The organism is Bradyrhizobium sp. IAR9 (assembly GCF_013408065.1).
GTDB lineage: Bacteria > Pseudomonadota > Alphaproteobacteria > Rhizobiales > Xanthobacteraceae > Bradyrhizobium.
Window position 1 is genome coordinate 110499 of record NZ_JACBZW010000005.1, and the last position, 21770, is coordinate 132268.

Genomic DNA, 21770 nt, shown 5'->3' on the forward strand with positions numbered 1-21770 from the left:
AAGCTACTCCGCCGCCTCGCTATGGCCGAGCCGCGCATTCAGCTTGCGGATCAGCTCTTCAGCCGCATCCGCGATCACCGTGCCCGGCGGGAAGATCGCTTCAGCGCCGGCGGCGTAGAGCGCGTCGTAATCCTGCGGCGGCACCACGCCGCCGACGATGATCATGATGTCGTCGCGGCCCTGCTTCTTGAGCGCCGCCTTCAGCTCCGGCACGGCGGTGAGGTGGGCCGCGGCGAGCGAGGAGACGCCGAGGATGTGCACGTCGTTCTCGACCGCCTGCCGCGCGGCCTCATCGGCGGTGGCAAACAGCGGCCCGATGTCGACGTCGAAGCCGATATCGGCAAACGCGGACGCGATCACCTTCTGGCCGCGGTCGTGGCCGTCCTGGCCGATCTTGGCGACGAGGATGCGCGGGCGGCGGCCCTCGGCCTCCTCGAAGGCGTCGATCAGCGCCTGAACCTTCTCGACCTGATTGCCCATGGTGGACGCCTCCCGCTTGTAGACGCCGGTGATGGACTTGATTTCAGCGCGGTGTCGGCCGAACACCTTCTCCATCGCGTCAGAGATTTCGCCGACGGTCGCCTTGGCGCGCGCCGCATCGATCGCGAGCGCGAGCAGATTGCCATTGCCCTCGCCGGCCGAGCGCGTCAGCGCGGCGAGCGCGGCATCGACGTCCTTCTGGTTGCGCTCGCTCTTCAGCCGCGTCAGCTTGTCGATCTGCAGGCGGCGGACATTGGTATTGTCGACCTTGAGGATGTCGATCGGCGCCTCGTCGGTCGGCTTGTACTTGTTGACGCCGATCACCGCCTGCTTGCCGGCGTCGATCCGCGCCTGCGTCTTGGCGGAGGCCTCCTCGATGCGCAGCTTCGGCAGGCCGGCCTCGATGGCCTTCGCCATGCCGCCGAGCTCCTCGACCTCCTGGATGTGGCCCCATGCTTTCGCCGCGAGGTCGCGCGTGAGACGCTCGACATAATACGAGCCGCCCCAGGGGTCGATGATGCGGGTGGTGCCGCTCTCCTGCTGCAGGAACAGCTGGGTGTTGCGGGCGATGCGCGCCGAGAAATCGGTCGGCAGCGCCAGCGCCTCGTCGAGCGCGTTGGTGTGCAGCGACTGGGTGTGGCCTTGCGTTGCCGCCATCGCCTCGACGGTGGTGCGCATCACGTTGTTGAAGACGTCCTGCGCCGTCAGTGACCAACCCGAGGTCTGGCTGTGCGTGCGCAGCGACAGCGAGCGTGGGTCTTTGGGGTTGAAGGGCTTGAGCAGCTTCGCCCAGAGCAGGCGCGCGGCGCGCAGCTTGGCGACTTCCATGAAGAAATTCATGCCGATCGCCCAGAAGAACGACAGGCGCGGTGCGAAGCGGTCGACGTCGAGGCCGGCGGCAAGGCCGGCGCGTAAGTATTCGACGCCGTCGGCGAGCGTATAGGCGAGCTCGAGGTCCTGCGTCGCGCCGGCCTCCTGCATGTGATAGCCGGAGATCGAGATCGAATTGTATTTCGGCATCTTTTGCGAGGTGTACGCAAAAATGTCCGAGATGATCCGCATCGAAGGCGCGGGCGGATAGATGTAGGTGTTGCGCACCATGAACTCTTTCAGAATGTCGTTCTGAATGGTGCCCGACAGCTTCTCCGGCGGCACGCCCTGTTCCTCGGCGGCGGCGACGTAGAGCGCGAGGATCGGCAGCACCGCGCCGTTCATGGTCATGGACACGCTCATCTGGTCGAGCGGAATCCCCGCAAACAGCGTGCGCATGTCGTAGATGGAATCGATGGCCACACCGGCCATGCCGACGTCGCCGCCGACACGCGGATGGTCCGAGTCATAGCCGCGATGGGTGGCGAGATCGAAGGCGACGGAAAGGCCTTTCTGGCCGGCCGCGAGGTTGCGGCGGTAGAACGCGTTGGAATCCTCCGCCGTGGAGAAGCCGGCATATTGCCTGATAGTCCAGGGCTGGTTGACATACATGGTCGGGTAGGGCCCGCGCAGGTAAGGCGCGATGCCGGGATAGGTCTCGAGGAAATCGAGGCCGGCCAGATCAGCCTCGCCATAGGCGGGCTGCACCAGAATGCCCTCGGGCGTCAGCCACGGCTCGGCGCTGCCTGACGGTGCGGCGGTCGTGGCACGCTCGAATGCGACGTCTGCGAAATTGGGAATGCGGCTCATGGTTTCAACCATATCCTCAATCATGATCCGGATGCTGATGGCTGACGATGGTCGCCATCTTCTCCGGTCCGTAATTCTGTTGCGTGGTCTGGCTCGGCAGATTGGCGATGCCCACCACCCAGCCGAGGCGGGATTCGGTGCCGAACTGTCGTGTCGGAATGATCTGGTCAGGACGGTCGAACGCGCCGGTCATGATCTCGATCCGGTCGCCGCCGATGCGGCCGAAGCTCAGCGGCGTGCCGCAGCCGGCGCAAAAGCCGCGTTCGGCGATGGTGGAGGAGCGGAAGAACGACGGCTGCCCCTTGGTCCAGGCAAAGTCCGTCTTGTTGATGTCGGCAAAGGAGGCGAACGGCGCGCCGGCTGCCTTCTGGCACATGCGGCAGTGGCAGATCGAAATCCTGGTTGGCGCCGTCGTGACGCCAAAGCGCACGGCCCCGCATTGGCAGCCGCCGGTGAGAACTGGTTTGCCTGGTTCGGTCATTTCTGTTCCATCCGTCGATAGGCGTCTTGCAGCGTGGCAAGCGCATCGCCTCCGGCGAAGACAAAACCCGTGACGCCGGCGGCCCGCAGCGCCGCCTCGGTCTCGCTCGGGCGGCCTGCCAGATAGATATGTCGACCGCCGGCCGTTTGCAGGGCCTTCGCTGCAGCTTCGGCGTGTTCCGCATAGACCTTGTCGTTGGAACAAAGACAGGCAAGCTCGGCGCCCGAGGCCTTGAACGCTGCAGCCACCTTGGCCGCATCGGCAAAGCCCTCGCTATCGAGGGCTTCGATGCCGCCGGCTTCGAAGAAGCTCTTGGCAAAGGTCGCGCGCGCCGTGAAATCGGCGGCCGTGCCGAGATTGGCCAGGAACACTTTCGGCCGGGAGCCCCGCGCCTTCAGCGCCGCGTCGGATTTGTCACGCAGCGCCTCGAACGGTTCCGCCAGCCGGATCGGCGGCAGCGGATCGAACTTGTATTTCTGCTCGCCATAAGGCGTGAGCGCGACTGGCGTTGCCTTCAGCACGATGGCTTCGCTCTCGTGCAGGTTCGGAAACTCGCTGGCACCGGTCAGCACGTCGCGACGCTTTGCGATGTTGGCGTCACGCGCTTTTCGCGCGGCCGCGACCTTGCCCTGAAACAGGCCTTGCTGAAGCGCGGCAAACGCACCGCCGGCTGTCTCGCTCTCCTGGAATAGGGTCCAGGCCGCCTCACAAAGCTGCGCGGTCAGCGTCTCGATGCCGCCTGCGCCGGCGGCGGGATCAGAGACCTTGGCGAGGTTGCTCTCTTCCAGCAGCAGGAGCTGCGTATTGCGCGCCACACGGCGCGCGAACGGATCGGGCAGGCCGAGGGCCAGCGTATGCGGCAGCACGGTGATCGCGTTGGCGCCGGCCAGCCCCGCCGCGAATGTCGCGATGGTCGCGCGCAGCATGTTCACGTAAGGGTCGCGCTGCGTCAGCATGCGCCAGGCCGTGTCGGCGGCGATGAACAATGGTTTGGGCGTAAGCCCGCACGCTGTTTCGATGCGCGCCCAGAGCAGCCGCAGCGCGCGGAATTTCGCCATGGTCAGGAACTGGTCGGCATCTGCGGCAAGCCGCGCATAGACCATGCCTTGCGCGGCTTCGAGCGGAATGCCGGCGCCTTCGATCGCGCGCAGATAAGCGACGCCGCAGGCGAGCACGAAGGCGAGCTCCTGCACCTCGGAGCCGCCGGCATCGTGGATCACGCGTCCGTCGGCGGACGCGAACGGTCCCTTGAAACCAAGCCCGGCGAGGCCCTTGATCGCGCCGGTGACGGCAGGGGCGATCTCCTCCCAGGAATAGGGACTGTGGCCCCACACCGCGCCCGCCGCGAGCGGATCGAGCCCGAAGCGGATGTTGCAGGCGGCGGGATCGAGGCCGCTGCTCTTCACATATTCCGCGACATGGATCGCGGCCATCCGCGATTGCGGACCGATCTGAAGCTCGAGGCCGATGCCGGCATCGAGATGGATGTCCTTCAAGACCCTTGCGATGGCTTCGGCCGAAGGTTCCAGACCGAACCCGTGAGCGCCGCTGCCGCCGGCGAACACCAGCGCGAGCCCGGTCGCGCCGTTCTCCAGATCCTGCAACGCCTGTGCATTCGCGAGCGCCGCGTCGGGATGGTCGATCCGCTGGATGATTTGCCAGGGTGCGGCGGCTGGTCGACCCACGACGGGCGCGACACCCTTGGCGCGCGGATAGAGCGGATCGATCTTGAGTCCGTCATAGGTCTTGCCGACCAGCTTCTCGAACGGCGCGCCCTTCAGAACGCCGTCGACCAGCTTGCGCCAATCCTCGACGGTCGTCTTGGGAAAATCGGCCGCCAGCGGCAGGTCGTCAGTCACGGAGGTCATGCGGCCAAGGGCTCCCAAACGTATCGTTATTCGCAGGCGAAATTGCCACGGCGGACCGCCCCTGCAAACGGTTGTTTTTGGTTAACCGGTATCCGGAAGCCGCTCAATGCCTTGCGTCGAGACGCTGGCGAGCCCGTCACGCACTGGAATGCCCGAGATCACGCGGTCGGGTGCAATCTCGGCCAGCGGCACCAGGACGAAAGCGCGCTCGAACAGGCGCGGATGCGGCAAGGTCAGGTCCGGCTTCTGCAAGCTGACATCGTCATAGGCGATCATGTCGAGATCGAGCGTGCGCGGGCCCCAGCGCCGCTCCTTGTTCCGCGTGCGGCCGAATTTCTGCTCGACCTTCTGCAGCACGAACAGCAGCGCGTGCGGATCGAGGTCGGTCTCGATCTCGATGCAGGCATTGATGAAGGGGTCCTGCTGTTCGTCGCCCCACGGCGGCGTGGCATAGTCCGAGGACCGCGCGATCAGGGCGCCTTGCGCCATGCCGCAGATGTGCGCGATCGCCTTGGCGAATGTCGCGCGGACATCGCCGACATTGCCGCCGAGTGCGATCAGCACGCTTGCCATCAGGGGTGCCGCGAGCGGGTCAGCATGATGCCAACATCGTCGAAGATCGCGGCGATCGGCGCATGCGGCTTGTGCACGGTGACCTTCACGGCGCGGATACGTAGGAAGTGCGACAGGATGGCGTCGGCCACCGCGCCGGCGGCGCGCTCCAGAAGCTTGTAATTGGTATTCTTGAACGCTGCCGTCGTCGTCGCCACGACGTCGGCATAGGACACGGTGTCGGCGAGCCGGTCGCTGCGCGAGGGCTCCGACAAGTCGGTATAGAGTTCGAGATCGATGACGAAGCGCTGGCCGACTTCGGTCTCGTGATCCATCACGCCGTGGCGGGCGTGGATCGACAGGCCGGTGACGAAGATCGTATCGGTCATTGCTTGCCCTCGATTGCGTTCGCTACCCGCAGCGCCTGCAAGGTCTCGGCGACGTCATGGGTCCGGATGATCTTTGCGCCGCGCTGTGCGGCGATCAGGTGCGCGGCGATCGAGCCGGCGAGCCGGTCCTTCGGCTCCGATGGCGACACCGAAGCGATGAAGCGTTTTCGCGAGGCACCGACGAGGATCGGCAGGCCGAACATCTCGAATTCGCGCAAGCGCGCCAGCGCGGTCATGCTCTGCTCCGCAGTCTTTCCGAAGCCGATGCCGGGATCGAGCACGATCTTGTCGCGCGCGATGCCGGCCTTTGCGGCGATATCCAGCGAGCGCAGGAAGAACGTCTTCATGTCCGTGATGATGTCGATGGCGGGATCGGCGTCGTCGCGGTTGTGCATGACGATGACGGGAACGCCTCTCGCGGCCACCAGCGGCGCCATGGCGGCGTCGCGTTGCAGGCCCCAGACGTCGTTGGCGATCGCCGCGCCCTGGTCGAGCGCGTAGGCCACCACCTCGGCCTTCATGCTATCGATCGACACCGGCACGCCGAGCGCGACCACGCCCGCCAGCACCGGCTTCAGCCGGGCGAGCTCGTCGTCCGCCGTGACGGCCTTCGCACCCTTGTAGGGCCGGGTGGACTCGGCCCCGATATCGATGATGTCGACGCCATCCGCGATCATCGCCCGCGCCCGTGCGAGCGCCTGCTCGGGCGCGATGAACTCGCCGCCATCGGAGAAGGAATCCGGGGTGATGTTGAGCACGCCCATCACCGCCGGGATCGGTCGTTCCAGCAGTTTCCGCAGCGCATCTGGCCCGGCCGAGCCGGCCGGCGGGACGGATGGGGAGGGCGAGGCATTCATGCCGCCCGCTTTGCGCGGTCGGGGAGGGGGAGTCAAGACGGAAGGGCGCAGCACAACCCCGGTCTGAGATCGTCACCCTGAGGCGCGCGTCTCTTCGGCGAGCCTCGAAGGGCGACGGCCCGGCTCTCTCCGTGCGGATGTGGCGGTGGCCGTGCATCCTTCGAGGCTCTCCACGGGGACGCTTTGCGTCCCGTGTTTCGCACCTCAGGATGACGGAGAGAGCAAGTGGACTAATACGTGATCTTCGGCTGCAGCTTCTTCGCCTTGGCGATGATGTCGCCGACCGACTTCTCGGAAGGCAGGATGCGGAGCAGCTTCTTCTTTTCGTTGGCGTCGCGCATGCTCTGGGCGAGCCTTGCCGGATTCCGATAGGCGAGCTCGCGCACGGTGGTGACGCCGGCGGCGCGGACCAGGCCGACCTTGGCCCGACCCATGCCGGGAATACGCATGTAGTCGGAGACGTTGGCCCATTCCAGCAGCAGCTGCTCGCTGATGCCGGTCTTGGCGGAAAGCGCCTTGCGGCCCTTCACCGTGCCGGCCGCCTCGAGCAGCCCGTCGGTGGTGCGGATGCCCTGCGCCTTCAACTTGTTGGCGGCAAAGACCGACAGGCCCTCAATCTCGGAGATCGGATATGTCATGATACTCGATATGAATTGCCAAAGCTTCAGGCGAACTGGCTGAGGCCCGGCGTCCCCGCAATGATCTTGCCCATCTGATCTGCTCCGATTTTGTCTCGGCCGAAGCGGAAAAGTTCACGGGCGACGTTTTGAATCTCCGACATGCCAAGTCCGAGGCCCATCAGGCGCGTGCCGACAGCCATCAAGCCGCCGCCCATCAGCCGCGACAGTCCGCCGCCGCTCCTGGATGCCTCGATCGCGGCTTCCGCTCCGGGGATCTGATCGATCAGGGCCTGCACGCTGTCGGAAGGACCCTCGTTGCGGAGGAAGCCCAGGATGATGCCGACGCTCTTTTCAGCGACAGCACTATCTATGCTGGCGTTTGTCGCCAGCCGCCCGATCAGCTCGTCCATAAGGCCCGCCCCTCAGCCGGTTTGCTTGCCGGAGTATTTCTTTCGAAAATGATCTTGAGCCGGTGTGATGTGAAATTCAAGCGATGAACGCACGCGTCGTCGCGATTCACCTTCGAACGCGCGAAAAGTGTTGCAGCGATGCAAGAGCGGAGTTGGAATCGGCGAAAAATTGCCGCGTTGCGAACGCCTCGTTCCTACTTTCGGCTGATGTCGTCCGTCCGTTTCCGACTATGTCGCATGTTCGGCCGTGTTGAACCGTTTTAATCGGCGCGCAACATGCGTTAAACTACGGAACTGGTGCATTTGAGTTTCAATACGCGAAACCCGGCAGAGAGATCAGAGAGAATAATGACCGCACAGGACAGCAAGCTCGGCGATACCGACGACAAGATCTTCGTCGGCAAGGGAGACGAGCAGGCATGGCTGACGCTGGCGCTCGCCAATCGCCACGGCCTCGTCACGGGCGCAACCGGAACCGGCAAGACCGTGACGCTGCAAGTGATGGCGGAAGGATTTGCACGCGCCGGTGTTCCGGTCTTCGCGGCGGACATCAAGGGCGACCTCTCCGGCATCTCCGAGGTTGGCGAGGCCAAAGACTTCATCCTCAAGCGCGCTTCCGAAATGGGGCTGAATTTCCAGCCCGACCAGTTCTCGACAGTGTTCTGGGACGTGTTCGGCGAGCAGGGCCACCCGGTGCGCGCGACCGTCACGGAAATGGGGCCGCTTCTGCTCGCGCGCATGCTCGACCTCAACGACGTGCAGGAAGGCGTGCTCAACGTCGCCTTCCGCGTCGCTGACGACAACGGGCTGACCCTCATCGACATGAAGGATCTGCGCGCACTGCTCGACGCCATCGTGCCCGATAGCGCGAAGAAGGGCGCGGACGCGGGGGAGGATCCGCTCGCCGCCATCCGCAGGGCCGCGCAGGGGTTCGGCAACGTCACCAAGGCCACCGTCGGCACCATCCAGCGCCAGCTGCTGGTGCTGGAGAACCAGGGCGGCACCAAATTCTTCGGCGAACCGGCGCTGACGCTGAAGGACTTCATGAAGACGGACCGCGACGGCCGCGGCATGGTCAACATCCTGGTCGCCGACAAGCTGCTGCAGAACCCCAGGCTTTACGCGACATTCCTGCTGTGGATGTTGTCGGAGCTGTTCGAGGAGCTGCCCGAGGCCGGCGATCTGCCCAAGCCAAAGCTCGTGTTCTTCTTCGACGAGGCGCATCTGCTGTTCAACGATGCGCCCAAGGCGCTGATGGACAAGATCGAGCAGGTGGTCCGCCTGATCCGCTCCAAGGGCGTCGGCGTCTACTTCGTGACGCAAAACCCGGTCGACGTCCCCGACCGCGTGCTCGGACAGCTCGGCAACCGGGTGCAGCACGCGCTACGCGCCTTCACCCCGCGGGACCAGAAGGCGGTCGCCGCTGCGGCCCAGACCTTCCGGCCCAACCCGAAGCTCGACACCGCCAAGGTGATCATGGAGCTCGGCAAGGGCGAAGCGCTGGTGTCCTTCCTCGAGGGCAACGGCACGCCGGCGATGGTGGAGCAGGTGCTGATCCGGCCGCCGTCGGCTCGCATCGGGCCGATCACGCCCGACGAGCGCAAGGCGATCATGGCTGCGAGCCCGGTGAAGGGAAAATACGACACCGCGGTCGATGAAGAGTCCGCTTACGAGATGATCCAGAAGCGCATCGCCGGCACAGCGGCCACAGCGGACGGCCCGGCTGGCGGAAATGGCGGCGGGCTCCTCGGCCAGATCGGCTCGATCGTCGGCACTATCTTCGGCACCAACGTCAAGCGCGGCCGCCTGTCGACCGGCCAGGTCATTGCGCGGGACGTGACGCGATCGGTCACCAACCAGGTGATCGGCGGGATGGCCGCCAATATCGGCAAGTCGGTCGGCGGCCAGCTTGGCGGCTCGATCGGCCGCACGCTGGTCCGCGGCGCGCTCGGCGGATTGCTGCGGCGGTAGGCGGGCCGCTTTGGGCAATTCCGCTTGCCCCAAAAGGTCGTGGACGCCCAGACCTTCGCCGCGCCGAAGCGGCTTCGGCCGCGCAGGCGGGACAAGCCCGGCCATGACGCTGTGAAAGCTCAAGTACTCTGCTAGTCACCTCATGTGCCGTTGCCCGAGGCCGCCAACGGTACAATTTCAGGTGAGGGGCTCTCCAAGCCTGCGCCGGTCTGCTACGTCCTGTTCGCCGCCGCACAGGACCACCCCGTGACCCCGCCCGCCCCGTTAGCCAAGCCTGACGCGCCCAGACGCCTGTCGCTGCGCGCGCCGCTGGACCTGCTGTTTCTGTTCTGCTGCGTCCTGCTCACCGCCGACGTGCTCGTTCCCGAGATCTTCGGCAGCGGCAAGACCAAGGATTACCCGCTGTGGTTGTGGGCCGGGCAACAGGTCCTGCAGGGTGAGCCACTCTATCCCGCCACGGCCGTCGAGTATTTCGAGTTCATCTATCCGCCGCTGCCGGCGATCCTGCTGGCGATCCCGAGCTGGTTCGGCAAGATCCCGCTCTATGTCGTCCTGTCGATCCTGAATGCCGTGGCGTGGTGGTACACCGGGACGTTCTCCCAGGTCATGGCCGGCTCGGGGCGCAGCCCCGGCCGCTGGCTGGAGGCGCTGCCTGCCGTCGTCACCGTGCCGTTCGTGTTCGACATGTTCGACCTCGGCCAGCCGAACCTCGTCCTGCTGGCCATGATGCTCTACGGTTTCTGGAGCTTGCGGCATCAACGTCCCTGGCTAGCGGGCTTCATGTTCGCGCTCGCCGCTGCCATCAAGGTGTTTCCGATCGCGGTCCTGCCGTATCTGGTCTGGCGGCGGAAATGGGCGGCGGCCGCCGCCACGGTCGCCTTCACCGGCATCCTGCTCTATGTCGTGCCAGCGCCGATCCGCGGCTTCGAGCGCAACGCGGCCGAGCTTGCGACCTGGTATCAGGGCATGGTCGGAACGAGCTCGGAAAAGGGCTTTGGCCAGCGTGACGAGCAGAACTGGTCGTGGGTCAACCAGTCCCTCATCGCCGTCACGCACCGCCTGGTCCGTCCGATCAACTTCAATCTGGAGGATCCCGGCAAGCCGCCGCGCACGATGAACATCATCGACGTCGATTACAGGACGGCGAACTGGATCGTGCTGGTGCTGTCGGCCTTGCTCGGGCTCGGCTTCGTCGCGATCATGCCGCAGCAAGCGCGGCGAACGGCGCGCTCGGATGCCGAGGAGCTCGCCATCCTGTTCTGCCTGATCACGGTGGCCTCGCCTTTGGCTCGGCAATACTACTTCATGTGGCTGTTCTTCCCGATGACGGTGCTGATGCATCGCGCCGCCTTCGACGAGCGGCCGAATGTGCGTCTCGGAACCTGGCTCGCCCTCGGCGCAGCCGGAATTCTCATGCTGCTGGCGCTGCCGTGGTTTCCAACTGTCCTCCAGGCTTGGGGCAACAATCTCCTCGCGACCGCCGTTCTTGCAGGTAGTCTTGCATGGCACATCCGGCATCCGCCCGTTGCGGCTGGCTCCGAGCCCGCGACGGCGCTAAAACCCGGTACCTCTTGAGACTCGAACGTCAGGACCAACGACCATGGCCAATGCGCAGCTTCAATCCGTGCTCGACCACATCGACAAGGATTTCGACAACAGCCTGGAGCGCCTGTTCGCGCTGCTCCGGATCAAGTCGATCTCCGCCGATCCGGCCTTCGCCGGGGATTGCAAGGCGGCGGCCGAGCATCTCGCCAAGGATATCGCGAGCCTCGGCGTCGCCACTGAAGTGAGGCCGACCGCGGGCCATCCCGCCATCGTCGGCAAGACCGGAGCCGGTGGGCGGCCGCATGTGATCTTTTACGGCCATTACGACGTGCAGCCGGTCGACCCGCTCGATCTCTGGCACCGTCCGCCGTTCGAGCCCGTCGTCACCGACCATGTCGACGGCCGCAAGATCATCGTCGCGCGCGGCGCCGAGGACGACAAGGGCCAGGTGATGACGTTCGTCGAAGCCTGCCGCGCCTGGAAGAAGGTGACGGGCTCGCTGCCGGTCGACATCACGTTCCTGATCGAAGGCGAGGAGGAGGTCGGCTCGAAGAACTTCGTGCCCTTCATCGAGGCCAACAAGGACGAATTCAAAGCCGACTACGTGCTGGTCTGCGACACCGGCATGTGGGACCGCAACACGCCGGCGATCACGACCTCACTGCGCGGCCTGCTCTACGAGGAGCTGAAGATCACCGCCGCCAATCGCGATCTGCATTCCGGCGTGTTCGGCGGCAGCGCGATGAACCCGATCCGGGTGCTGACGAAAATTCTGGGCGGCCTGTTCGACGACGACAACCGCATCACGATTCCCGGCTTCTATGACGGCGTGAAGGATCTGCCGCCTGATATCCTGGAGCAGTGGAAGCAGCTCAATCTGACGCCGGAGATGTTCCTCAAACCGATCGGCCTGTCGATCCCGGCCGGCGAGAAGGGGCGCCTCCTGATCGAGCAGGCCTCATCGCGCCCGACCTGCGACGTCAACGGCATCTGGGGCGGCTATATCGGCGAGGGCTCCAAGACGGTGATCCCGTCGCATGCTTCAGCCAAGGTCTCGTTCCGCCTGGTCGAAGGGCAGGACCCGCAAAAGATCCGCAAGGCCTTCCGCGACTACGTGACGGCGCGCATTCCCGGCGACTGCAAGGTCGAGTTCGGCGACCATTCCGCCGCGCCCGCCGTCGCGCTCGACTGGAACATGAAGCCGCTCGCCGCCGCCAGCAAGGCGCTGACGGAGGAATGGGGCAAGGAGACCGTGCTGATGGGCTCCGGCGCCTCGATCCCGATCGTCGCCGACTTCAAGCGCACGCTTGGCCTCGACTCGCTGCTGGTCGGCTTCGGATTGGACGACGACAACATCCATTCACCGAACGAGAAGTACGATTTGAGAAGCTTCCAGAAAGGCATCCGCTCCTGGGCCCGCATCCTCGCGGCGCTGGCGGAGGTGAAGTAGCGCGAGCTGCCGTAGGGTGGGCAAAGGCGCAAAGCGCCGTGCCCACCATCTCTCACCAAACGCGAAAGAACGTGGGCACGCTGCGCTTTGCCCACCCTACGGCTCTGCTGTCGTGGCGACCACCGCCCCAAAATAAAAACGCCGCCCGGAATTGGGCGGCGTTTCATTCCAAAAGGCGTAGAGGTTAGTTGGGAGCTACCCTACACCAAATCCCGAAAATCTCAAGACCGGTAGCCCGGAAGCTCGCGGTCGAGCTTGCGCAGCAGCGGCGGCCACACGAGGTTGGTGGCGCGCAGCTCGGCGCGGTCGCGGTTGGCGAGCAGCTCGGTGTTCTTGTCGATCGCGGTATCGTCGACCGGGTAGACCGGCGTGCCGAGCGCGCGCGTGCGCACCTGCATCGAGCAGGCGCGCTCGAGGTGGTACATGCGCTCGAAGGCGGAGGCGACCGAACGGCCGACGGTGAGCGTGCCGTGATTGCGCAGCAGCATGTGGTTGTGGTCGCCGAGATCCTTCTGCAGCCGCGGCCGCTCGTCGTGATCGAGCGCGATGCCTTCATAGTCGTGATAGGCGAGGTCGTGGGTGACGAGCTGGGCGGTCTGGTTCAGCGGCAGCAGGCCTTCAGCGCTGCTCGACACCGCGGTGCCGTCGAGCGTGTGGAGATGCAGCACGCAGATCGCGTCCTCGCGCACCTCGTGGATCGCCGAATGGATGGTGAAGCCCGCCGGGTTGATGCTGTATTCGCTCTCGGACAGCTGGTTGCCGTGCAAATCGACCTTGACGAGGCTCGAGGCCGTGATCTCGTCGAACATCAGCCCATAGGGATTGATGAGAAAATGATGGTCGGGGCCGGGCACGCGCGCGGAGATGTGGGTGTCGACCAGATCGTCCCAGCCGTACAGCGCGACAAGGCGGTAGCAGGCGGCGAGATTGACCCGTTGCTGCCACTCGGCCTCCGTCATATCAGACGGCACTTCCTTCAGGCGCGCTTCCGCTGGCGACATGGCTGATCTCTCCGAACATCGTTGTTGCGGGGAGGGAGCGTAGTACCGCTCGTGGCAAGCAGCAAGGCGCGACAAGCGCGCGGCAGTCAAGCGTAGCCCGCATGAGCGGAGCGACATGCGGGACCGCTCTGAGAGGGATCCCGGATGTCGCTTCGCTCATCCGGGCTACGCGAGAAGAATATTACGGCGCCGGGATCGATAGCAGGCTGGAAATGCTGCGGCCGCGGATGTCGTAGACGCGGGCGAACACCACGTCGTCGCGCTTGATCTCGACCATCACGGGCGCGGTGAGGCCCTTGCAGTAGAACTCGCCGAGCGTCATCGCGAAATCGGCCGCGTTGGAATCCCAGCCGATGGTGAAGTCGGGCCCGAGCGCGACCTGGGCGGGGCGCTGCGGACCGCAGACCGCGACCTTCCATTTGCGATTGGTCGGCGGCACTTCCTGGCGTTCGACGATCTGCTCGCGCAGCTCATCCGAGGCCTGCTTCAGCGCGAGGCCCCAATAGTCCAGCATGAAGCGGTCGTCGGCGCCGCGCACGGTGCCGGCGATGTGGTTGAAGTGGGTGTACTGATAGGGATGCAGCCGGATCATTTCGGCGAGCGAGAGCGCGAGGCCAAAGCAGAACGTGGCGAGCACGACGGGCTGCCAGGTGCGGTGATTGGCGCGCAGGCGCTCCATGGCCCAGGCGAAGGCGACGCCGCCGAGCACCGCCATCGGCGGGATCACGAACACGAAATGGCGGATGCCGTTGTACAGCGCCGGCCGCTTCACCATCGCGATCGCGAGCGGCAGGGTCGCTGCCAGCGTCAGCATCAGCATGATGGTCTTGCGCCGCGCCGGAACCTCGCGGCGCGGCAGCATGGCGAAGGTGCTGACCACGGCGCCGGCCATCAGCACCAGCATCACCTCGGGCAGCTGCAGCGCGAACAGCGTCGGCAGATAGGACCAGGGCATGTCCGGCACGGACACGATCGCGCCGTCGAACATCTCCTTCCACGGCTTCTCGAAGAAGTGCGAGAAGTAGGTCAGCGCCTCGAAGGGATTGCCGGGCTCCATGATCGACCACGGCCAGATCAGGCCCATCACGAGGTAGCCGAACGCGAGGCCAGGCAGCAGCACATAGACGACATGGGCGAAGCGGCGGACCGACTCGCGCAGGCCCTCGCTGCGCAGTTCCTGCAGGAACAGCGGGATGAAGCCGAGCACGGCGTACACCAGCGCAAGCCCGCCGAGAACGCGGCAGCCCAGCGAAAGGCCGGCACCCAGGCCGACGATCAGGATCGTGCGCGGCGACGGCTTGGGATATTCCTCGGCGAGCCGGACCAGGCCGAGCATCAGGATGATCATGGCCACCGCGAAGGGCGCATCCTTCGGATTCATGAACATGTGGCCGTAGAAGATCGGGCACAGCGCGAGCAGCAGCAGCGAGGCAAGACCGGCAAGGGGGCCGCCGATGCGGCGGCCGAGCCGCCACGTCACCGCAAGTCCGACCACGCCGACGATGGCGCCGACCAGTCGTCGCGTCTCGAACAGCTCGAGCGGAATGATCTTGTGCAGGAGGGCCGCGACCATGTCGAAGCCGCCGCCATACATGTAGAGATTGGCGAAGGAGAGCGCCGCGGTGTCCTTGAAGCCGGAACCGAACATGCGCAGCAGCAAATCGGCATATTCAGCGTGGGTGTAGTCGTCCCAGCCGAGGCCGTAGTCGCGGAACGTCAGGCCCGCAATGACCGCGACCGCGGCCAGCACCAGCATGGCGAGATCGTCGCAAGTCCGTTCGACCGAGCGCCGCAGAGGCGTGTCGATCGCCGAAGTCGTGATGGATGTCATGGCTATCGGTGCCCCGGAATCCCCTCTTGGCCCTGCTGGTGCGCGCGGGCCTCAACCCCGGACTCCCTATAGCGCAGTTCCATTACCAAGTAATTGGGCATTATGGCTAAATTCCTGATGCGACGCAGCAATTCCGGTTACTTGAGAGCAGTCTAAGCAGTAGCGAGCCGTAGCTGAAGGGAATGTGAATAAGTCCCTGATTTCCTTCCCTTTAGGAACGCTACCGACAATTCCTCGTTGGCGTGGAACACCGGATGACGGTATCGTGGCGTAGCGGTTGTCGCGTGTGGATGGCGACCGGGGGTGAGTTCGATGAATCTGGCATTGTTGATCGCGGGGATTTTCGCCGTCGTGGCGGGCTTCCTTTCGATCCTGTTTGGCTTCTCCGTCAGGGAGTTCAGCCTCGGCAGCCCCCTCATAATCTCGGGCACGATCGCCGTCTGCTCCGGATTGTTACTGGCCGGCCTCTATGTCGTGGTCACGGAACTGAAGGGCCTCGCGCGCCGGCTGGCCGGTGCGCCGTCCGAGGTTCGGGTCAGGCCCGTGCTGCCGGGCCTCGCCGCATCCGGGCCGGGCCTTGCCGTGCCAGGCGCTGCTGCGCCCGAGCCGATGCCCGCTGCGGCGGCAAGGGGCGAGGCAAGGATCGAGCCGCCACCGTCGCCGCCGCCCGCCGCAGGCCCGCCGCCGTGGCAGAGCGAAGCCGCCGCGCGCGAGCGTCCGCGTGTCGAGACGCCGCCGGTGCCGGAAGCTCCAACGCCGCCCGCGGCTCCGGAAGCGCCGCGCCGGCGCAACCTGTTGTTCGCCTCGACCTCGCGTAAGGAACGGGAGCGTGCGGAGGCGAAGGCCATCGAGGACGCGCCGCCGCAGCTCCCTGCGGAGCCCGGTGAGGCCCTGGATACTCCGCCTGCAAGCTTCGACGATGCCTGGCCGAAGCCGGACCGCATGCGTCCGCCGGAGCCGCCGGCCGCCTTGCGCCGGCCGCCGCCGCGCTCGCCATCGACCTTTGCGGAGGCCGCTCCGCCTGCGCCCGAGCCGCCGCCGCCTCCACCGCCACCTGTCGAGCAGCCGCCCGTCACCGTGCTCAAATCCGGAATCGTCGACGGCATGGCCTATTCGCTCTATTCCGACGGCTCGATCGAAGCGCAGATGCCGGAGGGCATGATGCGCTTTGCCTCGATCGACGAGCTGCGCGCCCATCTCGACCAGCGGTCCTGAGCTCTGCCGCGCAGAACTAGAGCGCCGTTGTCGCCACCGTGTCGGTCATCGTCTTGTTTCAGCCGAACGTCCTGTTGACACGGAATAGTTCGGCGTCGTCTATCCCGTGAGGCGCAAGTGGAGGGGCGGGCCGATGTCGGACGCTGGGGCAAAGAATTTCATCGAGCTGACGGCGAGCATCGTGTCGGCCTATCTCAGCAACAATCCGACGCCTGCGACGGAGATTCCGAATCTGATCAGCCAGGTGCATGGCGCCCTGGTGCGGGTGTCGTCAGGTCGCACCGAGACCGCGCCGCTCGAGCCGGCCAAGCCGGCGGTCTCGCTGAAGAAGTCGATCGCGCCCGACTATCTGGTCTGCCTGGAAGACGGCAAGCGCTTCAAGTCGCTGAAGCGCCATCTGCGCACGCAGTACAACATGACGCCGGAGCAATACCGCGAGAAATGGGGCCTGCCGGCCGACTACCCCATGGTCGCGCCCAACTATGCGGTGGCGCGCTCGCAATTGGCCAAGCAGATGGGCCTCGGACAGCAGCAGCGGAAGAAGGGAAAGTAGAGTTGCTCGCTCGGCCAGCTCTGGTAGGATGGGCAAAGGCGCGCGCTTGCGCGACGTGCCCACGAATTCTCACCAGTCACACGCAAATCGTGGGCACGCCTTCGCTCTTCGAGCTACGGCGGACAAGCCGCTTTGCCCACCCTACGAGAGCGTCTTACGACGCTTCCGCCAGCGCCTCTTTCGCATCGGTCTTGATGCGCTCGACCATCGAGCGCAGGCCGTTGGAGCGCTGCGGCGTCAGGTGATCGCGAAAGCCGAACTCGTTGAACACCGCGATCGCGTCGGTATCGAGGATCTGCTGCGGCGTGCGGCCCGAATAGAGCGAGAGCACGATCGCGACCAGCCCGCGCACGATATGCGCGTCGCTGTCGCCGCGATATTTCAGGATCGGCGCGCCATGGCCGCGGTCGACCAGCTTCTGCAGCCAGACCTGGCTGACGCAGCCGTTGACCTTGTTCTCGGCGGAGTGTTCCGCCTCGGGCATCGGTTCCAGGGTACGGCCGAGCTCGATGACGTACCGGTAGCGGTCGTCCCACTCATCCAGAAGCTCGAAATTGTCCCTGATTTCGTCGATCGTCGTCATGTTGGCCCGTGTTCCCGTTAGGGCCAATATAAGGATGCGAGGAGATGAAATCGATAGGGTTTGGGCGCTAATTCGCCGCCGCCGGGCCGCGCCATTCCAGCGCGAGGTCGTCCTGGCTCAGGGTATCGCGCGGCGCCTCGGTCGATGCGGCATCGCCTTCGCCGGCCATCGCGATCGAGCCTGTGTGGTCGGGCGCCTTCTTGTCGTTCTTGTCGGTCTTCTCGTTCTTGTCGTTGGAGATCTGCTCTTTCTTGTCGTTGATGATCTGGTAGATCTTGCGCGCCCCGTCCTGGGCGCGCTGGCCGATGATGGTCGCGGCCTGTCCGCCGACCTCACAGGCCGCCGGCTGGCGCTTGCAGAACTGGGTCATGTCGGAGACGGCCGCGGTCGCAGCCTGCACCGCATCGGCGGCACCGATCTGCGGCAGCTTGTCCGATTCGGGCGTCTTGTCCCTGGGCAGGAGCACCAGCACCAGCCCGAGCCAGAATGTGATGCGGAGCAGAAAGCGCATCTTAGCGACCTGTACGTTCGATCCCGTCCACGGCGAACTCCGCGGATGTCGGACCTAGCAACTCTCGATAAATCGCAAGTGATTGCCTTGAGCTTAATTCGCGGAAAATTTACGCAAAATTCTTCGAGATCGACGGTGTCGTAAATTTTCGATTGACGCCGGCGCCCGTGATTTCGCTGGCACGCATATCCACCAATTCGAAACCATGCCGGGAGGCGTGAAACCCTGTGTTCACCATCCTCGCCGAAGACGTCGCCAAATCGTCTAAAAAGCCCCGCGATGTCCCGGCGTCCGGCCGCACACCGAGCCGCCTTAGCACTCGTTTAAGGTCGCTCTGACACGGTGGCTCAACGACAAGGAGGCGTTGCGGCGCGTCTTCCAAAAGACGATTGAGCCGAAGCGCGAGACCCGTGACAGTTTTGAGTATCATCCGCGATTGTCTCGATGCACTGCTGCATCCCTCCGCGCGTTACGATGCGCTGATGCGGGCGCGTCATCGTGCCTTCATGGCGCCGCGGCTGCTCGGCAGCCTGGCCGCCTTTGCCGCATTCCCGGTCTATCTCGCCATGCGTGGCGCGCCGAGCGCGGTCGAGGTCGCCGCGTTCGCCTGGCTGATCGCGCCGATCCTGCTGTCCTGGTTCCTGTCGCGCACCGGCCGCTATGAAGGCGCCCATGTGCTGTCGTCGCTGGCGCTCGCCGGCCTGATCATGGCGGTCGCGGGCACCACGGGCGGCATCGAATCATTTGCCGCGGTCTGGCTGGTCGTGGTTCCCCTCGAAGCCGCGCTGTCGGCCTCGCGCCGCGTCGCGGCCTTCGCATCCTTGCTCGCGCTGTCCTGTGCAGGACTCCTGATCCTCGTCGGCCAGCTCGGCTGGCTGCCGGTTGCAGACACCAGCCCTGCTGAACGCGGCGTGCTGATGGCGTGCGGCGTCGTCTCGGCGACGCTCTATGCCGCCGGCCTTGCCTTCGGCGCCGAATCGCTGGCGCGCACCAGCGTGGCGCTGCTCTCGCGTGAGGAGGAGCGTTATCGCCTGCTCGCCCGCAACATGAGCGACGTCGTCTCGCGGCATCGGCGCAACGGTGCGGTGCAGTTCATCTCGCCCGCGGCGGAAGCGATGCTCGGCACGCCGGTGGCGCAACTGCTCGGGCATGGCCTGTTCGACCGCGTCCATGTCGCCGATCGCCCGGCCTATCTCACCGCGCTCTCCGATGCCGCGCGCGGCGATGTGCGCAGCATCGAGTTCCGGCTGCGGCGAGAGCCCGACGGTTCGGAGCGTGGTCAGGTCGATTTCCTCTGGGTCGAGATGCGCTGCCGCCCGCTCGACCGGGATATCGGCCAGAATCCTCATGGCGACGTCATGCGCGAGGCCGAAGTCGTCGCCGTGATGCGCGACGTCACCGACCACAAGCTGTCCGAGCAGGCGCTGGATCAGGCGCGCAGTGCCGCGGAAGCTGCCGATGCCGCCAAGACGCGCTTCCTCGCCACCATGAGCCACGAGCTGCGCACGCCGCTGAACGCCATCATCGGCTTCTCCGAGATGATCGCGCAGGAGCAGACCCTGATGCTGGGCTCGGCCCAGCGCCAGGAATATGCCCAGCTCATCAACGATTCCGGCCAGCATCTGCTGTCGGTCGTCAACGGCATCCTGGACATGTCCAAGATGGAGTCGGGCAATTTCGAGATCGCGTCCGAGCCGTTCGCGCCGCGCGCCTCGCTATTGCATTGCTGCAATCTCTTGGCGCTGAAGGCGCGGGAGAACGGCATCGACCTCATCACCGATGCGCCGCAGGATCTGCCTGTCATGACCGGCGATCCCAGGGCATTCAAGCAGATCGTGCTCAATCTCGTCGCCAACGCCATCAAGTTCACCGAGCGCGGCGGTCAGGTCTCGGTGACCGCTTCGGTGTCGGGCTCGCAGCTGACGCTGCGCATCAGCGACACCGGCGTTGGCATCGCGCCCGACGATCTCAAGCGCATCGGCGCGCCGTTCTTCCAGGCGGGCAAGACCTATCAGCGCCGTCACGAGGGAACCGGCCTCGGACTTTCGATCGTGAAGAGTCTCGTGGCGTTGCATCTCGGCGAATTGACGGTACAAAGCAGGTTGGGAGAGGGCACCGCCGTCACCGTCAGGCTGCCGCTCGTCTACACGCCGCCGCAAGTCAAGCCGGTCGAGAGCAAGGTCGCGACGCTGACGCCGGTGCTGCGCCAGGACCTTCAGGACCAAACTCACGACCAGTCTCAGGACCAACCCGCTCTGGTGAAGAAAAGTGCCTAAGAAGTCTGCCAAGGACGAAGCCGCTCCGCGCCGCCGTGGCGCGAAGGCCGCGGTCATCGATGTCGAGACCGAGCGCAACCTCGTGATGCGCGTGCTGCTGCACAGCCCGAAGGACACGCTGGCCGGTCTCGTCGCCGTCGCCGCGATCGGCGCGATCGTTGCCAATGCGCTGTTCCTGCAGACCGGCCGCCATCCGGCGCCGATGTTCGGCACCGTGATCAATCTTCCCGCGCCGTCCGCCGTGGCGCTGTCGAACCCAATGCCGCGTCCGCGCCCGGTCGGCGCCGATACCTCGCCGCTGGAGCCGCGCGCGACGGAGTTCCGCGCCGAGCCGAAACCTGCCGAGCGAGCCGCCGAGAAGCCGCCCGAAAAGCCCGTCGAGGCGACCGCATCGACGCCGCGTGCGGGCAGTGATCCCATGACCAATCTGGTCAAGGCGACGACCTCGACGCCGCCGTCCGCCATGCGTCCGCCCGCGCCGATTCCGGTGCCGCAGAGCCCCGCCGCACGGCGTATCGCCGGCGTGCAGCGCGCGCTGTCCGAATATGGCTACGGCAATTTGAAGATCACGGGCACGATGAGCGGTGAGACCCAGTCCGCGATCCAGAAGTTCGAGCGCGAGCACAAGATGCAGGTCACTGGCCAGCTGTCCGACCGGCTGCTGCGCGAGCTCGGCGCCGCGATCGGCCATCCCGTCGAATAACGCGCATCCCGCTGTCATTGACGCCGATCAATTCCGGCCATCGCGCGCCGCAGACCAAGCCGCGCCCGCGCGCGGGCGATTTGCTTGGGATCAATGACGGTCGACAGCGTTGGGGAACATGATCGCTCATCTTCAACGAAGAAGAGAGATTGTCATGTTCAAGGTCTCGGTTCTGGTCTGGATTATGCTGGGCACGACGCTGGCGGGCGTCAGCCTGATCGTCGTGCTGATGGTGCCGAGTTTCGCCGCCGACGCGATCAGGAACATCCCCTATGCAGTCGCCGTGGGATTCGCGCTTGCGATGCCGCTGTCATATCTCGTTGCGCGCCAGATCAACGGCGGGCAACGTGTAAGCAAGGCGTGACAATCGGACGCTGAGACTGGCGGCGCGCGTCACGCTGGCCTATCGTTCGACTCATGCGTTTGAAATCCAACATATGGGTCGCGGCTTACCTGCGCCGGTGCCAGACTGAAGGCGTGTTCGGCGCGGTGCGCCGTCGCGGGGCCGAGGAGGCGGGTGCGGTGTTCGTGAAGGTGTCGTTGCTCGACGGCCATGCGATGCTCTACGCGCCGGCGCCGCAGACCGTCTATGACGACGGCCGTCCCGTCGATCGCTTCTTCGTGCCGGTCGCGCAGCAACCCCTGCCCGAGCACACGATCGAGGAGCGTCTCGCCAAGGAAATCCGCTTCGATCCGGACGCCTGGATCGTCGAGACCGAGGATCGCGGCGGGCGGCATTTTCTGGAACTGGCGAAGACGTAACTGCTGCTCTTCCGTCGTTGCGAGCCCAACGC

General features: G+C 65.3%; 21 protein-coding genes. 9 read left to right on the top strand and 12 right to left on the bottom strand.

The annotated features are described in order from the left end of the window. Positions 1–3: 3 nt before the first annotated feature. The 8 genes from scpA to GGD67_RS15370 all read right to left on the bottom strand — a co-directional run bounded on the left by scpA (position 4) and on the right by GGD67_RS15370 (position 7337). Positions 4–2160, bottom strand: a complete 2157-nt coding sequence (gene scpA / locus GGD67_RS15335; protein ID WP_179734025.1) for a methylmalonyl-CoA mutase — start codon at positions 2158–2160, stop codon at positions 4–6. A 16-nt stretch (positions 2161–2176) separates the two neighbouring features. Further along, entirely contained in the window at positions 2177–2641 is a 465-nt protein-coding gene (locus GGD67_RS15340; RefSeq protein WP_092256652.1) for a GFA family protein, read from the bottom strand. Then, on the bottom strand, positions 2638–4509 hold the full coding sequence (locus tag GGD67_RS15345) for a methylmalonyl-CoA mutase family protein (protein ID WP_179734027.1): 1872 nt from the start codon (positions 4507–4509) through the stop codon (positions 2638–2640). Before GGD67_RS15345 ends, GGD67_RS15340 begins: the two co-directional genes overlap by 4 nt. An 81-nt stretch (positions 4510–4590) precedes the next feature. Next, positions 4591–5082, bottom strand: a complete 492-nt coding sequence (gene folK, locus GGD67_RS15350; protein ID WP_018315749.1) for a 2-amino-4-hydroxy-6-hydroxymethyldihydropteridine diphosphokinase — start codon at positions 5080–5082, stop codon at positions 4591–4593. Beyond that, complete coding sequence (gene folB, locus GGD67_RS15355) at positions 5082–5450, bottom strand: dihydroneopterin aldolase (RefSeq protein WP_179734029.1); 369 nt, start codon at positions 5448–5450, stop codon at positions 5082–5084. Before folB ends, folK begins: the two co-directional genes overlap by 1 nt. Next, positions 5447–6307 (bottom strand): dihydropteroate synthase, encoded by an 861-nt coding sequence (folP, locus tag GGD67_RS15360; protein ID WP_018315751.1) that lies wholly within the window; start codon positions 6305–6307, stop codon positions 5447–5449. The genes folB and folP overlap by 4 nt, the downstream gene beginning before the upstream one ends. Positions 6308–6537: 230 nt before the next feature. After that, positions 6538–6945, bottom strand: a complete 408-nt coding sequence (locus GGD67_RS15365) for a DUF4332 domain-containing protein (protein ID WP_018315752.1) — start codon at positions 6943–6945, stop codon at positions 6538–6540. A gap of 26 nt (positions 6946–6971) precedes the next feature. After that, positions 6972–7337 carry a DUF2267 domain-containing protein gene (locus GGD67_RS15370; protein ID WP_179734030.1) on the bottom strand — a complete coding sequence of 122 codons (366 nt, stop codon included), beginning with the start codon at positions 7335–7337 and terminating at the stop codon, positions 6972–6974. A 348-nt stretch (positions 7338–7685) separates the two neighbouring features. On the opposite strand from GGD67_RS15370, the gene GGD67_RS15375 reads away from it, so the two are divergent. From GGD67_RS15375 to GGD67_RS15385, 3 genes are all read left to right on the top strand, one after another. Beyond that, entirely contained in the window at positions 7686–9308 is a 1623-nt protein-coding gene (locus tag GGD67_RS15375) for a helicase HerA-like domain-containing protein (protein WP_179734032.1), read from the top strand. Positions 9309–9554: 246 nt separating this feature from the next. Continuing rightward, complete coding sequence (locus tag GGD67_RS15380) at positions 9555–10883, top strand: glycosyltransferase family 87 protein (RefSeq protein ID WP_179734034.1); 1329 nt, start codon at positions 9555–9557, stop codon at positions 10881–10883. A 25-nt stretch (positions 10884–10908) separates the two neighbouring features. Next, entirely contained in the window at positions 10909–12303 is a 1395-nt protein-coding gene (locus tag GGD67_RS15385; protein ID WP_179734036.1) for a M20/M25/M40 family metallo-hydrolase, read from the top strand. A gap of 221 nt (positions 12304–12524) precedes the next feature. On the opposite strand, the gene GGD67_RS15390 is transcribed toward GGD67_RS15385, so the two are convergent. After that, complete coding sequence (locus GGD67_RS15390) at positions 12525–13304, bottom strand: class II aldolase/adducin family protein (protein WP_092256635.1); 780 nt, start codon at positions 13302–13304, stop codon at positions 12525–12527. A 181-nt stretch (positions 13305–13485) separates the two neighbouring features. Continuing rightward, complete coding sequence (locus tag GGD67_RS15395; RefSeq protein ID WP_179734038.1) at positions 13486–15135, bottom strand: glycosyltransferase family 39 protein; 1650 nt, start codon at positions 15133–15135, stop codon at positions 13486–13488. 312 nt (positions 15136–15447) lie between these two features. On the opposite strand from GGD67_RS15395, the gene GGD67_RS15400 reads away from it, so the two are divergent. Then, positions 15448–16350, top strand: coding sequence for a DUF308 domain-containing protein (locus GGD67_RS15400; RefSeq protein WP_179734040.1), 903 nt, complete (start codon positions 15448–15450; stop codon positions 16348–16350). Between the two features lie 133 nt (positions 16351–16483). Beyond that, positions 16484–16903, top strand: coding sequence for a MucR family transcriptional regulator (locus tag GGD67_RS15405; RefSeq protein WP_018315761.1), 420 nt, complete (start codon positions 16484–16486; stop codon positions 16901–16903). Positions 16904–17057: 154 nt separating this feature from the next. On the opposite strand, the gene GGD67_RS15410 is transcribed toward GGD67_RS15405, so the two are convergent. Both GGD67_RS15410 and GGD67_RS15415 read right to left on the bottom strand, forming a co-directional pair. Continuing rightward, positions 17058–17486, bottom strand: a complete 429-nt coding sequence (locus GGD67_RS15410; RefSeq protein WP_092256626.1) for a SufE family protein — start codon at positions 17484–17486, stop codon at positions 17058–17060. Between the two features lie 67 nt (positions 17487–17553). Then, on the bottom strand, positions 17554–17997 hold the full coding sequence (locus GGD67_RS15415; RefSeq protein ID WP_179734042.1) for a DUF5330 domain-containing protein: 444 nt from the start codon (positions 17995–17997) through the stop codon (positions 17554–17556). A gap of 410 nt (positions 17998–18407) precedes the next feature. Between GGD67_RS15415 and GGD67_RS15420 the strand changes: the two genes are divergently transcribed. The 4 genes from GGD67_RS15420 to GGD67_RS15435 all read left to right on the top strand — a co-directional run bounded on the left by GGD67_RS15420 (position 18408) and on the right by GGD67_RS15435 (position 21738). Then, the gene (locus GGD67_RS15420; RefSeq protein WP_179734043.1) at positions 18408–20273 is read left to right on the top strand and encodes an ATP-binding protein; all 1866 of its coding nucleotides are present in this window, start codon (positions 18408–18410) and stop codon (positions 20271–20273) included. After that, positions 20266–20976 (top strand): peptidoglycan-binding domain-containing protein, encoded by a 711-nt coding sequence (locus GGD67_RS15425; protein ID WP_018315766.1) that lies wholly within the window; start codon positions 20266–20268, stop codon positions 20974–20976. Before GGD67_RS15420 ends, GGD67_RS15425 begins: the two co-directional genes overlap by 8 nt. 154 nt (positions 20977–21130) lie before the next feature. Continuing rightward, positions 21131–21340 (top strand): hypothetical protein, encoded by a 210-nt coding sequence (locus tag GGD67_RS15430; RefSeq protein WP_026201548.1) that lies wholly within the window; start codon positions 21131–21133, stop codon positions 21338–21340. Between the two features lie 53 nt (positions 21341–21393). Beyond that, positions 21394–21738 (top strand): DUF1491 family protein, encoded by a 345-nt coding sequence (locus GGD67_RS15435; protein ID WP_018315768.1) that lies wholly within the window; start codon positions 21394–21396, stop codon positions 21736–21738. The last annotated feature ends 32 nt before the right edge of the window (positions 21739–21770 follow it).

What these genes read in the sequence shown, in the direction of transcription:
- GGD67_RS15340 (WP_092256652.1), bottom strand. Translation starts at nt 2,641, where the DNA reads ATGACCGAACCAGGCAAACCAGTTCTCACCGGCGGCTGCCAATGCGGG.
- folP (WP_018315751.1), bottom strand. Translation starts at nt 6,307, where the DNA reads ATGAATGCCTCGCCCTCCCCATCCGTCCCGCCGGCCGGCTCGGCCGGG.
- GGD67_RS15385 (WP_179734036.1), top strand. Translation starts at nt 10,909, where the DNA reads ATGGCCAATGCGCAGCTTCAATCCGTGCTCGACCACATCGACAAGGAT.
- GGD67_RS15415 (WP_179734042.1), bottom strand. Translation starts at nt 17,997, where the DNA reads ATGCGCTTTCTGCTCCGCATCACATTCTGGCTCGGGCTGGTGCTGGTG.
- folK (WP_018315749.1), bottom strand. Translation starts at nt 5,082, where the DNA reads ATGGCAAGCGTGCTGATCGCACTCGGCGGCAATGTCGGCGATGTCCGC.
- GGD67_RS15410 (WP_092256626.1), bottom strand. Translation starts at nt 17,486, where the DNA reads ATGACGACGATCGACGAAATCAGGGACAATTTCGAGCTTCTGGATGAG.
- GGD67_RS15365 (WP_018315752.1), bottom strand. Translation starts at nt 6,945, where the DNA reads ATGACATATCCGATCTCCGAGATTGAGGGCCTGTCGGTCTTTGCCGCC.
- GGD67_RS15395 (WP_179734038.1), bottom strand. Translation starts at nt 15,135, where the DNA reads ATGACATCCATCACGACTTCGGCGATCGACACGCCTCTGCGGCGCTCG.
- GGD67_RS15405 (WP_018315761.1), top strand. Translation starts at nt 16,484, where the DNA reads ATGTCGGACGCTGGGGCAAAGAATTTCATCGAGCTGACGGCGAGCATC.
- GGD67_RS15435 (WP_018315768.1), top strand. Translation starts at nt 21,394, where the DNA reads ATGCGTTTGAAATCCAACATATGGGTCGCGGCTTACCTGCGCCGGTGC.
- GGD67_RS15390 (WP_092256635.1), bottom strand. Translation starts at nt 13,304, where the DNA reads ATGTCGCCAGCGGAAGCGCGCCTGAAGGAAGTGCCGTCTGATATGACG.
- GGD67_RS15345 (WP_179734027.1), bottom strand. Translation starts at nt 4,509, where the DNA reads ATGACCTCCGTGACTGACGACCTGCCGCTGGCGGCCGATTTTCCCAAG.
- GGD67_RS15375 (WP_179734032.1), top strand. Translation starts at nt 7,686, where the DNA reads ATGACCGCACAGGACAGCAAGCTCGGCGATACCGACGACAAGATCTTC.
- GGD67_RS15400 (WP_179734040.1), top strand. Translation starts at nt 15,448, where the DNA reads ATGAATCTGGCATTGTTGATCGCGGGGATTTTCGCCGTCGTGGCGGGC.
- folB (WP_179734029.1), bottom strand. Translation starts at nt 5,450, where the DNA reads ATGACCGATACGATCTTCGTCACCGGCCTGTCGATCCACGCCCGCCAC.
- GGD67_RS15370 (WP_179734030.1), bottom strand. Translation starts at nt 7,337, where the DNA reads ATGGACGAGCTGATCGGGCGGCTGGCGACAAACGCCAGCATAGATAGT.
- scpA (WP_179734025.1), bottom strand. Translation starts at nt 2,160, where the DNA reads ATGAGCCGCATTCCCAATTTCGCAGACGTCGCATTCGAGCGTGCCACG.
- GGD67_RS15430 (WP_026201548.1), top strand. Translation starts at nt 21,131, where the DNA reads ATGTTCAAGGTCTCGGTTCTGGTCTGGATTATGCTGGGCACGACGCTG.